The sequence below is a fragment of the Micromonospora mangrovicola genome, from assembly GCF_047200535.1.
Lineage (GTDB): Bacteria > Actinomycetota > Actinomycetes > Mycobacteriales > Micromonosporaceae > Micromonospora.
Genome location: NZ_JBJZOG010000081.1, coordinates 16,149 through 29,993, shown reverse-complemented (window position 1 = coordinate 29,993; position 13,845 = coordinate 16,149). Strand labels below are relative to the sequence as shown.

General features: G+C 73.2%; 6 protein-coding genes. 4 read left to right on the top strand and 2 right to left on the bottom strand.

From position 1 onward, the window contains the following. Positions 1-352 precede the first annotated feature (352 nt). The gene (locus tag ACL02O_RS25480) at positions 353-1,789 is read left to right on the top strand and encodes an acyl-CoA carboxylase subunit beta (RefSeq protein WP_412820686.1); all 1,437 of its coding nucleotides are present in this window, start codon (positions 353-355) and stop codon (positions 1,787-1,789) included. A 54-nt stretch (positions 1,790-1,843) separates the two neighbouring features. Here ACL02O_RS25480 and ACL02O_RS25475 read toward each other — a convergent pair whose 3' ends face one another. Continuing rightward, positions 1,844-2,605, bottom strand: coding sequence for a thioesterase II family protein (locus ACL02O_RS25475; protein ID WP_412820685.1), 762 nt, complete (start codon positions 2,603-2,605; stop codon positions 1,844-1,846). Between the two features lie 235 nt (positions 2,606-2,840). Between ACL02O_RS25475 and ACL02O_RS25470 the strand changes: the two genes are divergently transcribed. Both ACL02O_RS25470 and ACL02O_RS25465 read left to right on the top strand, forming a co-directional pair. Continuing rightward, the gene (locus ACL02O_RS25470) at positions 2,841-3,074 is read left to right on the top strand and encodes a DUF5988 family protein (RefSeq protein WP_412820684.1); all 234 of its coding nucleotides are present in this window, start codon (positions 2,841-2,843) and stop codon (positions 3,072-3,074) included. A 355-nt stretch (positions 3,075-3,429) separates the two neighbouring features. Beyond that, complete coding sequence (locus tag ACL02O_RS25465) at positions 3,430-4,158, top strand: helix-turn-helix domain-containing protein (RefSeq protein WP_412820683.1); 729 nt, start codon at positions 3,430-3,432, stop codon at positions 4,156-4,158. A gap of 55 nt (positions 4,159-4,213) precedes the next feature. On the opposite strand, the gene ACL02O_RS25460 is transcribed toward ACL02O_RS25465, so the two are convergent. After that, positions 4,214-4,864, bottom strand: a complete 651-nt coding sequence (locus ACL02O_RS25460; RefSeq protein ID WP_412820682.1) for a DUF1579 family protein — start codon at positions 4,862-4,864, stop codon at positions 4,214-4,216. A gap of 575 nt (positions 4,865-5,439) precedes the next feature. Between ACL02O_RS25460 and ACL02O_RS25455 the strand changes: the two genes are divergently transcribed. Next, complete coding sequence (locus ACL02O_RS25455) at positions 5,440-13,833, top strand: type I polyketide synthase (protein WP_412820681.1); 8,394 nt, start codon at positions 5,440-5,442, stop codon at positions 13,831-13,833. Positions 13,834-13,845 lie beyond the last annotated feature (12 nt).

Below are 13,845 nucleotides of genomic sequence, written 5' to 3'. Positions count from 1 at the left end.
CAGTCGACGGATTCGCTTCCCATTGCTCGGGGCCAGGGTCATGACGGTCCTCCACCGGATACGGCCGGACTTGCCGGCGTCGCGGCCGGCGCGGCGCGCCCGATCATGGGCGGCCGTGGCGGGCCACCCCGGTTCCGCGTGCTGTCCTGCCGGGCGGAGGTCCGCCTGCGCGTGAACGGGCGACGAGGACAGCGAAGCGCGTACACGGCGATCGGGCAACCCCTAGCTGAGCATGCCGACTTCCCTCCTGACCGGACCGGATCCGGGGTGGACTAGGGGTTCAGCGGCGTGCGATCTCGTCGTTAGCGTGAGCGGCACCCTCACATCTCAGCCCGCGCTGCGGAGGTCCACCATGACGGTCACTCTCACCGCACCCCGTGCCGACGAGGCGGTCCACACCGACGACCGGCACCCGGACATCCGACTGGGACGGCTGCTGGACCCGGGCAGCATGCTGCCGATGCACCCGGCCGACGACAGCGGCGTGACCGCGGTCCGCGGCCGGATCGGCGGCTTTCCGGTGGTCGCGTACTGCACCGACGCCGGCCGGATGGGCGGGGCGCTCGGCGCGTCCGGCGCGGATCACATCATCGAGGCGATCCGGCTCGCGCTGTGGAAGCACTGGCCGGTGATCGGGTTGTGGCACTCGGGCGGCGCCAAGCTGGCCGACGGGGTCGAGTCGATGGACGGCGTCGGGAGGATGTTCGCCATGATGACCAAGGCGTCGGGCCGGATCCCGCAGATCTCCGTCGTACTCGGCCCGGCGGCCGGGGCCGCCGCGTACGGTCCGGCGCTCACCGACCTGGTGATCATGTCGGACGCGGCGCGGGTCTTCGTCACCGGACCGAACGTCGTGCGGAGCGTCACCGGGGAACAGGTCGACATGGAGTCGCTGGGCGGCCCGACGGTGCACGCCCGCCGCTCCGGGGTGGCGCACGTGACGGCCAGGTCGGAGGCGGAGGCGTACACCCGGGCCCGCCGGATCACCGAGCTGCTCGCCCGGCCCGGTCACATCGACGTGGGCGCCACGGCGGACGGCCCGGACCTGCGGGCGCTCCTGCCGGAGTCCAGCCGGCGGGCGTACGACGTGCGGCCGCTGGTGCGCAACCTGCTCGATCAGGACGACGACGGACCCACCTTCGAGGAGCTCCAGCCGGGCTGGGCCCGGAACATGGTGGTCGGCCTGGGCCGGCTCGCCGGGAGGACCGTCGGCGTGCTGGCCAACAACCCGCTGCGCAAGGGCGGCTGCCTCGACTCGCAGAGCGCCGAGAAGGCGGCCCGGTTCGTGCGGATGTGCAACGCGCTCGGCGTACCCCTGCTGGTCCTGGTCGACGTCCCCGGCTACCTGCCCGGGGTCGGGCAGGAGTGGGAGGGGGTGGTCCGCCGCGGCGCCAAGCTGCTGCACGCCTTCGCCGAGGCCGAGGTCGCCCGGATCACCCTCATCACCCGCAAGTCGTACGGCGGGGCGTACATCGCGATGAACTCCCGCTCGCTCGGGGCGACCAGGGTCTTCGCCTGGCCGGAGGCGGAGGTGGCGGTGATGGGCGCGGAGGCCGCGGTGGGGGTGCTGCACCGGCGGGAGCTGGCGGCGGCGGCGCCGGAAGAGGTCGACGCGCTGCGCGCCCGCCTGGTGGAGGAGCACCGCCAGGAGTCCGGCGGGGTCCGCCGGGGCGTCGCGCTGGGGGTGATCGACGAGGTGATCGATCCGGCGGAGACCCGCCGGCGGTTGGCCGAGGCGTTCGCGGCCGCACGGCACCGCCGCGGCCGGCACGGCAACATCCCTCTCTGACGACCTGCTCCGGGTACGCCGCCGCCGTCCCGCGTCGCCCCGGCGCGTCGCCGGTCAGCGACGGACGCCGAGCACCTCGGTCACCACGGCGAGGACGTCCTCGGGCCGCTCCGTGAGGTAGAAGTGGCCGCCCGGGAAGTAGCGGACGTCGGTGGGACCGGTGGTGTGTGCCCGCCACGCTTCCGCCTCGTCCGGGTTGACCAGCGGATCGGCGGTGCCGACCAGGACCGTCAACGGGCAGCGGAGCCGGGTGCCGGGGCGTTCCCGGTAGGTCTCGATGGCCCGGTAGTCGGACCGGAGCGCCGGCAGGATCATCCGCAGCAGCTCCTGGTCGGCCAGCAGCCGGTCGTCGGTGGCGCTGTGCCGCCGCAGCTCGGCGACGATCGCGTCGTCACCTCGCAGGTGCAGGTCCTCCACGCGTACCCGGGCGGGCGCCCGGCGTCCGGAGGCGAACAGGTGCAGCGGTGACAGCGCGCGGTCGCGCTCGAGCCGGTGAGCCACCTCGAAGGCGACGGTCGCCCCCATGCTGTGCCCGAAGAAGGCGGTCGGGCGGCCGTCGTCGAGCGGCAGCGCCTCGGCGATCCGGTCGGCCAGCTCGTGGATCGAGTCCACCGCCGCCTCGCGGCGCCGCTCCTGGCGGCCCGGGTACTGGACGGCCACCACCTCGAGCTGCGGCGCGAGCGCCTGGGACACCGGGAAGTAGAAGCTGGCAGACCCGCCGGCGTGCGGGAAGCAGACCAGCCGCACCGCGTCCGGATCTGCCTCGTGGTAGCGGCGGGTCCAGACGTCCTGGGAGAAAGCGGTCGTCACCTGCATTCACCGTCCTGGAGATGAGGGCCGGCGTGTCCGGCCGGGCTCGGCGGTCGGCGTGGCGCGCGATATCGCCTCGGGCGATTGTATTTGCCGCCGCACACTTCACCGGCGCTCCGCGCCCCTATTTCCGCAGGCCCCAGCACGGGATAGGGGTGCATTACGGGTGCACAATCGCACATCCGCCAGCGATGATGAAAGCAGTCAATTCGCAAACATATCCCGCAGGATGGGGGCAGCGATGGCCAGTTCGCCCGAAAACGTCGTCGAAAACATGATCGAGGCGGTTCTCGTCGGCGGACCGAACGACCTGCCGGCAGCCGTCCGGACCCAGCGGCTGCCCTCCGACGGGCAGAAGGTGAAAATCCACCATCGGGGCGGCTACGAGCACTTCGAGCGGGAGACCGCCGGCGCGGCGCCGTCGCCGGATCCGGTGATTTTCCGCTGGACTACGCGCACCAGGGTGGCGGAGTGACCGCGTCCGTCCAAATGGGACAAGACGTGCGGCTCCCCATGGGCCCGACGTAACCGCAATTCCCGGCGCACCACCCGGAGGCCACCAACGGTCCATTTCCCCGCCTGTCGGGCTCGATGTCGTTGGCCGGGAACCGCCCGTATTGACCACTCGGCGCAATTGACTCGTCACTCAGCGCCAGAAATGCGGTACCATCTTGGCGCGGTACGGGGCCCTTGTTCCGTTTCGCAACGGTCGAGCAGGCCATTCCGGAACTGCCGTCAGCTCGGCCGTGCATGACAGTGATCTGTGCGCGTTCTGGCAGCGGACGACAGGAGACTCGCCGTTGGAAAGCGATTATTGCGGGGGTGCGACGGTGAAAGACGGCATCCGGCGGGCCATCGACGCCATCCGGGATCGGTACGAGGAACCGTTGAGCCTCGACGACCTGGCCCGCTCCGCGATGATCAGCAAGTTTCACTTTCTGCGAACCTTCCGCCGGGTCACCGGGGTGACCCCGGGCCGGTTCCTCTCCGCCGTGCGCATCCACGAGGCGAAGCACCTGCTCTCCACCACCACGCTGAGCGTGGCCGAGATCAGCGTGCAGGTCGGCTACGGCAGCCTCGGCACCTTCACCCGCCGGTTCACCGAGTGTGTCGGCCTCTCCCCGACCGCCTACCGCCGGGTGGCCCAGGGCGAGCCGCTCCCCGTGGACGGCGAGCCCGGACCGCCGCGGGACCGCCCGGCCGGCAGCCTCTCCGGCACTCTCCGGGCGGTGCCCGCTGCCGGCTCCCCGATCCTGGTGGGCGTCTTCGACAGCCCCGTCCCCCGGGGACGCCCGGTCATCTCCGAACTGGTCCAGGAACCGGGGCCGTGGCGGTTGGAGCCGGTGCCGGTCGGCCGGTGGTACCTGCTCGCGGCCGCGATCGGCCCGGCGGCGGACGACCGTCACCCGCCGTCGCTGCTGGTGGGCATGTCGGACGAGTTGCGGGTCACCGCCGGGCGGCACCTGCGGGTCGACCTTGTCATCCGGCCCCCGGACTGGCGGTACCCGCCGCTGCTCTCGGTGCTGCCGGGCATCGAACGGCTCCGCGTGACGGTCTGACGGGCGGTCCGCCTCGGACGGGCCGGCGGTGCGGCCCGCCCGAGGCGGCGATCGGTCAGCGCCGGTCGCAGCGGGCGGTGCCCACCGGGAAGAGCTGGTCCGGGGTGGACTCCATGGCCATGGAGATGTCGTTGTAGAGCTTGTCCGGCGCCGGCGAGTAGAGGTCGTCCCGGCCGATGTGGCGGAACCCGTTGAACAGGTAGGTGCCGGTGAAGACGGCGTGGCCGGTGGTCACCTCCGGGGCGCTGCCGGCACCCTGCCCGTCCGCGTCGTCGAAGTAGTAGGTGGTGAACTGCTGCGCCGCCGGATCCCACCCGTACACCTGCCGGGCGACGAGCCGCTGCGGGTTGGAGGTGCTGGGCAGTTGGAGCGAGCGCAGCTCGTACCAGTGCCCGCCGAGGATGGACCGCACCGAGAGGTACGTGGTGTTGGTCATCGGCGGCTGGCCGTGCACCTCGGCGGTGACCAGGCACTTCCAGTCGCCGAGCAGGAAGTCGAGTTGGTTCATCTGGGCAGGTGCGGCGGTGGCGGAGCGGTTGACCGCGGCCAGGTCGTCGCCGAGAGCCGGGAAGCTCTCCGGCGCGGCGTTGCCAGGCGCCGCCGAGCCGAGGGCCAGTGCGCCGAGCACCGCCGTCGCGCCGAGCGCCATCCCGCGGCGCAGCCGCGACCCGGCACGGGCGCGTACCGCCGCCTTCCGAGAATTCATTCTTCCTCCCGATTGGTGGGAACGGGTGCCGGCGGCGTTCGACCATCACAATTCCGCGCTTCGCGGGAACGCACGGCCGGAAGCGCCGGCGACGTCCGTTCGCCACGATCGGGAGTAAGCAACGGGGAAGATTCGGCCGGCACGAAAATGTGTCGAACGGGAACGTAATGGGAGCTGATCCGGCGAGTCAAGGCACCCGGCGACGCAAGTCCGACACCCCCTGCCGGCCAGGGAGCGGGCTGCGGGTGGGGCCGCGCGGAATGGGCCACAACTGGGGTGAGCAGGGGTTGCGCACCGCTGCCGCGGGGTCGAAGTAGGGGTGCTAGGGGCTATCCGGGCCGATTGCCGCTACCTATCCTTGTCGACTGGACAGAGAATTGTCGGCACCGACATCCGTCATTTTCGACGCAGTCCGGTCCGTCGCTGTCCCTCACAAATGTGGAAATGCACATCCGGGATGGCGTGCCACCTTCGCCGGCCCGTCCACCAGAAGAGGAACGGAAGATGAGGGAAGGCACATGACCCGACCTGACGCCGCGCCTGGAGATGGATCTGGTCGACCGTACCCGGTGGCGGTGGTGGGACTGGCGTGCCGGCTGCCCGGCGCGGCGGATCCGGGGGCCTTCTGGCGGCTGCTGCGCGCCGGGACCGACGCGGTGGGTGAGGTGCCGGCGGACCGGTGGGACGCGGACGGGGCGGTGCGGCACGGAGCCTTCCTCGACGAGGTCGGCGACTTCGACGCCGACTTCTTCGGTGTCTCGCCACGGGAAGCGGCGGCGATGGACCCGCAGCAGCGGCTGATGCTGGAGCTGGCCTGGGAGGTGGTCGAGGACGCCGGGACCACGCCTGCCGCGCTGGCCGGCACCGCGACGGGTGTCTTCGTGGGCGCGATCTGGGACGACTACGCGCACCTCACGTACCGGGGCGGGGCGCGGCGGGTCACCCCGCACACCGTGACCGGCGTGCACCGCAGCATCCTCGCCAACCGGATCTCCTACCTGTTCGACCTGCACGGGCCGAGCCTGGCGGTGGACAGCGGGCAGTCCTCGTCGCTGGTCGCCGTGCACCTGGCCTGCGAGAGCCTGCGCAGCGGCGAGTCCAGCGTGGCCCTGGCCGGCGGCGTGAACCTCAACCTCCTGCAGGACAGCGCGGTCGGCGCCGAGCGGTTCGGTGGCCTCTCCCCCGACGGGCGGTGTTTCACCTTCGACGCCCGGGCGAACGGCTACGTGCGGGGCGAGGGCGGGGCGCTGGTGCTGCTCAAGCCCCTGGCGGACGCGGTCGCCGCCGGGCACCGCGTCTACTGCGTGATCGACGGCTCGGCGGTGGGTAACGACGGGGCGACCGAGGGGCTGACCGTGCCGGGCCGGGACGGTCAGCAGCAGGTCCTGGCCGCGGCGTACCGCCGGGCCGGGGTGGACCCGGCCGAGGTGCAGTACGTGGAGCTGCACGGCACCGGCACGCGGGTCGGCGACCCGGTGGAGGCGGCCGCGCTCGGCGCGGTGGTCGGCCGGGTGAGCGGCCGGGCCGGCCCGCTACGGGTGGGTTCGGCCAAGACCAACGTGGGGCACCTGGAGGCCGCCGCCGGCATCGTCGGCCTGGTGAAGCTGGCGCTCTGCGTACGGCACCGCGAGTTGCCGCCGAGCCTGAACTTCGTCACCGCTCACCCGAACATCCCGCTCGGCGACCTGGGCCTGGCGGTGCAGCGGGAGCTGACCGGATGGCCCCGGCCCGACCGGCCGTTGCGCGGCGGCGTGTCGTCGTTCGGCATGGGCGGCACCACCTGTCACGTGGTGGTCCGCGACGCCCCGATCGAGGACGTCGCCGAGGCGACCGGGGACAGCTGGGTGTCCTGGGTGCTGTCGGCGAGGACCGAGCCGGCGCTGCGCGCGTACGCCCGGCGGCTGGGTGCGTGGCTGGCCGACCAGAAGGAGGTCGCGCCGGCCGTGGTCGCCGACGCGCTGGCCCGGCGTACCCGGTTCGCGCACCGGGCGGTGGTCACCGCCGCCGGCCGCGACGAGTTCGCCGCCGCGCTCGGCGCGCTCGGCGACGGGCGACCGCACCCGCTCGCCGTCACCGGCATGGCCGCCGACGCCCGGGTCACCGCCTTCTGTTTCACCGGTCAGGGCAGCCAGTACCCCGGCATGGGCGCCGACCTCTACGCCACCAACCCCATCTACCGAGAAGCCTTCGACCAGGCATGCGAAGCCCTCAACCCGCACCTCGACCACCGCCTCCAGGACGTGGTGTTCGCCGAACCCGACACCAACCTCGCCGCCCTACTCGACACCACCGCCTACACCCAACCCGCCCTCTTCGCCGTACACATCGCCCTCCACCGCGTCGCCACCACCCAACTCGGCCTCAAAGCCGACTACCTCACCGGACACTCCCTCGGCGAAATCAGCGCCGCCCACCTCGCCGGCGTGATGAACCTCGACGACGCCGCCCACCTGATCACCACACGCGCCCAACTCATGAACAGCATCACCACCCCCGGCGCCATGATCGCCCTCCAAGCCAACCGCAACGAAGCCGAGGAACTGATCACCGGCCACAACGGCATCACCATCGCCGCAATCAACACCCCCCACACCGTCGTCATCAGCGGCGACCACGACACCTGCCACCACCTCGCCACCCAATGGCGCGAACAAGGCCGCAAAGCCACCACCCTCCAGGTCAGCCACGCCTTCCACTCACCCCACATGGCCACCATCGCCGACAACTTCCGACAAGCAGCCGCCACCCTCACCTACCAACCACCCACCATCCCCGTCATCAGCAACATCACCGGACAACCCGCCACCACCGAACAACTCACCGACCCCGACTACTGGACCCGGCACATCCTCGCCCCCGTCCACTACGCCGACGGCATCACCACCCTCCACGACCGGCACGGGGTGCGCACCTTCGTGGAGCTGGGGCCGGACGGGACGCTTACCACCCTGCACGTCCAGACGCTGCCGGGCGCGGTCACCGCCGTGCACGTTCTGCATCCGGAGCAGCCGGCCGATCGTACGGGCCGCACCGCCGCGGCTGCCGTGCACGTGGGGGACGCCGGCCACGTCTGGCCCTTCGGGGCAGCCCGGTTCGACCCGCCGCACCTGCCGGGCTACCCGTTCCAACGCCGGCCCCACTGGCTGGACACCCCGGACGAGGCGTCTCGGCCCCCCGTACCGCTTCGCCGCCCTGCGGCGGAAGCCACGACGGGCACCGACCCGCTGGCCAGCGACCCGGGGGCCGGAGGCGCCGCGGGCACGGTGCGGCCGCTGCGCGACCGGCTCCACGCCCGCGGCGAGGCGGACCGGCTGCGGCTGGTCCGGGACGTGGTGCTCGACCAGCTCGCGTTCACCCTCGGCCACTCGGCCACGGACAGCATCGACCCAGCCCGGACGTTCAAGGATCTGGGCTTCGACTCGCTGATGGCGGTGCGCTTCCGCAACGAGTTGGCGACGGCGACCGGAGTCGATCTGCCGGCCGCGGTCACCTTCGACCATCCGACGCCGGATCGGCTGGTCGAGTTCGTCCACCGGTCGGTGGTCGGCGGATCGAGCCCGGCCGTGGCGCTCGCGCCGGCGACCCCGCTGGACGAGCCGGTGGCGATCATCGGGATGGCCTGCCGCTATCCGGGCGGCGTGACAACGCCGGAGCAGTTGTGGGAGCTGCTGGTCGACGGCCAGGACGCGATCGGCCCGCTCCCCGCCGACCGGGGCTGGGACCTGGCGTCGATCTATGACCCGGACCCCGACTCGCCCGGCACCACGTACGCCCGCGAGGGCGGATTTCTCGCCGGCGCCGCGGAGTTCGACGCGGAGTTCTTCGGGATCAGCCCGCGTGAGGCGACGGCGATGGATCCGCAGCAGCGGCTGCTGCTGGAGACGGCGTGGGAGGGCGTGGAGCGGGCCGGCATCGACCCGGCCGGGCTGCGCGGCGAGCGGATCGGCGTGTTCGTCGGCGCCATGCCGCAGGACTACGGCCCGCGGATGCACGAGGCGTCGGCTGACGTCGGGGGGTACGTGCTGACCGGCAACACGACGAGTGTGGCGTCCGGGCGGATCGCGTACGTGTTGGGGCTGGAGGGCCCGGCGGTCACCGTGGACACGGCGTGCTCGTCGTCACTGGTGGCGATGCACCTGGCGGCCCAGGCGATCCGCAACGGCGAATGCGACCTCGCCCTCGCCGGCGGCGTCACCGTCATGGCCACCCCCGGCATGCTCATCGAGTTCAGCCGGCAGCGGGGCCTCGCCCCCGACGGCCGGTGCAAACCCTTCGCCGCCGCCGCCGACGGCACCGGCTGGGGCGAGGGCGTCGGCCTGGTGCTGCTCGAACGGCTCTCGGTGGCCCGGGAACGCGGCCACCGGGTCCTCGCCGTGGTACGGGGTTCGGCCGTCAACCAGGACGGCGCGAGCAACGGCCTCACCGCACCCAACGGGCCCTCCCAGGAACGCGTCATCCGGCAGGCCCTCGCCAACGCCCGCCTCACCCCCGCCGACGTCGACGCCGTCGAGGCCCACGGCACCGGCACCACCCTCGGGGACCCGATCGAGGCGGGGGCGCTGCTGGCCACGTACGGGCAACAGCGGCCCGACGACCAGCCGCTCTGGCTCGGGTCGATCAAGTCGAACATCGGACACACCCAGGCCGCCGCCGGCGTCGCCGGGATCATCAAGATGATCCTCGCCCTCCGCCACGGCCTGCTGCCGCGATCGTTGCACATCGACGCCGCGAGCCCGCACGTCGACTGGACCGCCGGGGCCGTCCGCCTGCTCGACGAGGCGGTCGAGTGGCGACCGAACGGGCACCCGCGCCGGGCGGGGGTGTCCTCGTTCGGGATCAGCGGCACGAACGCCCACGTGATTCTGGAGGAGGCGCCCCCGGCGGAACCGGCCCCGAAGCCGGCCGACCCGTGGGGCGGGTGGGCGTCGTGGATGCTGTCGGCGAAGACCGAACGCGCGCTCCGCGACCAGGCGGCCCACCTGCTCGGCTGGCTGGCCGACCAGGAGGACGTCCCGCCGGCCGCGGTCGCCGACGCGCTGGCCCGGCGTACCCGCTTCGCGCACCGGGCGGTGGTCACCGCCGCCGGCCGCGACGAGTTCGCCGCCGCGCTGACCGCCCTCGCCAACGGGCAGCCGCATCCGCACCTCAGCACCACCATCGGGAGCAGCGACGGCGGGAAGACGGCCTTCTGTTTCACCGGTCAGGGCAGCCAGTACCCCGGCATGGGCGCCGACCTCTACGCCACCAACCCCATCTACCGAGAAGCCTTCGACCAGGCATGCGAAGCCCTCAACCCGCACCTCGACCACCGCCTCCAGGACGTGGTGTTCGCCGAACCCGACACCAACCTCGCCGCCCTACTCGACACCACCGCCTACACCCAACCCGCCCTCTTCGCCGTACACATCGCCCTCCACCGCGTCGCCACCACCCAACTCGGCCTCAAAGCCGACTACCTCACCGGACACTCCCTCGGCGAAATCAGCGCCGCCCACCTCGCCGGCGTGATGAACCTCGACGACGCCGCCCACCTGATCACCACACGCGCCCAACTCATGAACAGCATCACCACCCCCGGCGCCATGATCGCCCTCCAAGCCAACCGCAACGAAGCCGAGGAACTGATCACCGGCCACAACGGCATCACCATCGCCGCAATCAACACCCCCCACACCGTCGTCATCAGCGGCGACCACGACACCTGCCACCACCTCGCCACCCAATGGCGCGAACAAGGCCGCAAAGCCACCACCCTCCAGGTCAGCCACGCCTTCCACTCACCCCACATGGCCACCATCGCCGACAACTTCCGACAAGCAGCCGCCACCCTCACCTACCAACCACCCACCATCCCCGTCATCAGCAACATCACCGGACAACCCGCCACCACCGAACAACTCACCGACCCCGACTACTGGACCCGGCACATCCTCGCCCCCGTCCACTACGCCGACGGCATCACCACCCTCCACCACCACGGCGTACACACCTTCCTCGAACTCGGACCCGACGCCACCCTCACCGCACTCCACCAGCAAACGCTGGGCGAGGTCGTCGCCGTGCCCGCCCTGTACAAGGACCGGCCCGGGCCGCGCACCCTGCTCGCGGCCGCCGCCACCCTGGCCGCCCGCCCCGCCGGCGGCCACGCACAGGTCGACCTGCCCACGTACCCGTTCCAGCACACCCGGCACTGGCTGCCGACCACACCGGCCCCCGCGCCGGCCCGGCCGGCGGTCGAACCGGCCGACGGTCACCCGCTGCTCGGCACCCGGTTGGACGTCGCCGGCACCGCCGGACGCTGGTTCACCCGGACCGTGCTCCCCGAGCGGCTCCGCTTCGTCGACCAGCACCGGCTGCTGGGCACGGCGGTGTTCCCGGCCACCGCGCTGGTCGAGTGGGCGCTCGCCGCGGCGCGAGGGGACTCGGCCGGCGCCCGCTGGACCATGGCCGGCATCACCTTCGACGAGTTCCTGCGCTGTGTCGAGGGCACCCCGCTCACCCTCCAGGCGAGCGCGGAGCCGGACGGACTGGTGCGCTGCTTCAGCCGACCCGCCGCCGACGCGTCCGCGCCGTGGGCGCAACACGTCACCGTCGCCACGGTGCACGCCGGCACCACGCCCCCGCCGCCCCGGCTGCACCTGGCCGGCGTACGCGCCGGGATGGCGGCCGAGGACCTCGACGGGTTCTACGACCGGCTCTGGCGCATCGGCGTCGAGTACGGGCCCGGCTACCGGGCGATGAAGCGGCTGCTGCGCGCCGGCGACGAGGCTCTCGCGCTGATCGAGGTGGACGAGACAGAGCGGGACGGCGACGGATGGCTGCTGCACCCGGTGGTCCTCGACGCCTGCCTGCACGTCGGCGCCGCCTTCGGGGTCAGCGAGGACGACTTCTGGCTCCCCGCCGGCATCGACCGGGTCGAGGTGTACGACCGGCTGCCCCGCCGGGTCTGGTGCCGGGCCCGCTCCCGGGGCGTACCGGCGGATGGCGAGCGGGCGATGGACCTCGACCTGGTCACCGCGCTCGGCGAGCCGGTGGCCCGGCTGACCGGCGTCCGGCTGCGCGCGCTGCCGCGTACCCTCGTCACCGGCCTGGCCGGGTCCCGGCTGCACCGCTACGACGTGACCTGGACAGCACTGCCGGGCCGGCCGGCCCGGCGGGCCGAGATGGGCCCCCGCGACACCTGGCTGGTCTGCGGCCGGGACCCGGAGGTCGTCGCGGACTGGCACGCCCAGTTGCTCGGCCTCGGCTGCGCCGCCGCCGCGCTGGTGCTGGCCGACGACGCCCGGGTGCCGGCGACCGCCTCGCTCGGCGGCGGCCCGGTGCAGGTGGACCCGGCCGACGACGCGGCGCTGACCCGGCTGGTCGACGCGGCCCGGGTCGAGGGCATCAAGCTGCGCGGCCTGCTGCTGCACGGCGCGGACACCGGACCGGACGCCGACGCCGCCTACCGGACCGCGCGGGACGGGCTCGCCATCCTCCGCGCGGTCCTGCGGGGGTACGGCGACGACGCGCCGGACGTGGTGCTCTGCTCCGCGGGCGCGGAGGCACCGACCGCGGACGACGTGCCGGTGCCGGCGCAGGCGGTGCTCGGGGCGCTGACCCGGGCGGCGCTGACCGAACACCCGCACCTGCGCTGCGTGCAGGTGGACCTCGACCCGGCCGGTGCCGCGCCGGCGCTCTCCACCGTCCTCGACCGGGTCGCGGACGCCGACGGCGCCACCCACCTCGCGGTGCGGGGCGGTGCCTGGTTCGAGGCCCGGCTGCGGGAACGCGACCTGCCCGTGCCGGGACCCGGCCCGGTGCTGCGCGCCGACGCGACGTACCTGGTCACCGGCGGCTTCGGCGGGCTGGGCCAGGCGGTCGCCGGGTGGCTGGCCGACCGGGGGGCGGCGAACCTGGTCCTGGTCGGCCGGCGGGTGCCCGTGGTCGAGCCGCCGCTGCTGGCCGCGCTGCGCCAGCGCGGTGTCCGGCTGCGCTACCTGGCGGTGGACGTGGCGGACGGCGACGCCCTCACCGCCGGCCTGGCCGGGCTCGCCGTGGAACTGCCGCCGCTGGCCGGGGTGGTGCACGCGGCCGGTGTCCTCGACGACGCGGCCCTGGCCGAGCAGGACTGGGACCGGTTCCGCCGGGTGCTGGACCCGAAGGTGCGGGGCGCCTGGCACCTGCACCGGGCGACGGAGGGGCTCGACCTCGACTTCTTCGTGCTGTTCTCCGCTTTCGGCGCCCTGGTCGGCTCCGCCGGGCAGGCCAACTACCTGGCCGCGAACGCCTTCCTGGACGCCCTGGCCCGGCACCGGCACGCGCACGGCCTGCCCGCGACCAGCGTCGGCTGGGGGCCGTGGGCGCAGGCCGGCATGGCCGTCGGCCAGGACGTACTGGGCCGGCTGGCCGCGCTCGGCCTGGACGCGCTGCCCACCGCCGAAGCGCTGGCCGCGCTGGGCACGCTTCTCGCCCCGCCGGCCGGCGAGCCGGCCGAGCCGGTGGTGGGTCTGGCCCGGGTGGACTGGCGTCGGTCGCTGGCCGCGGCCGGCCGGGCCCGGCCGTACCGGCTGCTGGCCGAGGTGACGCCGGCCGACCTGGTTGGCGGCGCGGACGACGCCACGGCGGGGCCGGACCTGGCGATGCTGATGCTGACCGACCCCGTGTCGGCCCGCGAGCTGGTGCTCGCCGGATTGCTGGAACGGGTGGGACTGCTGCTCGGACTCAGCGCCGCCGACCAGGAGGCGATCCGGCCCACCTTCGCCGCGACCCGGCTGAACGAGCTGGGCCTGGACTCGCTGACCACGGTCCGGCTGCGCCAGCGGCTGTTGGTCGACTACGCGGCCGACGTACCGCCGGCGGACCTGTTCGGCGGCGGCACGGCGGCGGACGTGGCGGAGCTGATCTGCCAGCAGCTGGCCCTGCGCAGGGTCGTCGCCGCCGATGACGACGACTTCGACGACGAGGACGCCGAGGTGCTGACGCTGTGAGCGCGAGGAGTG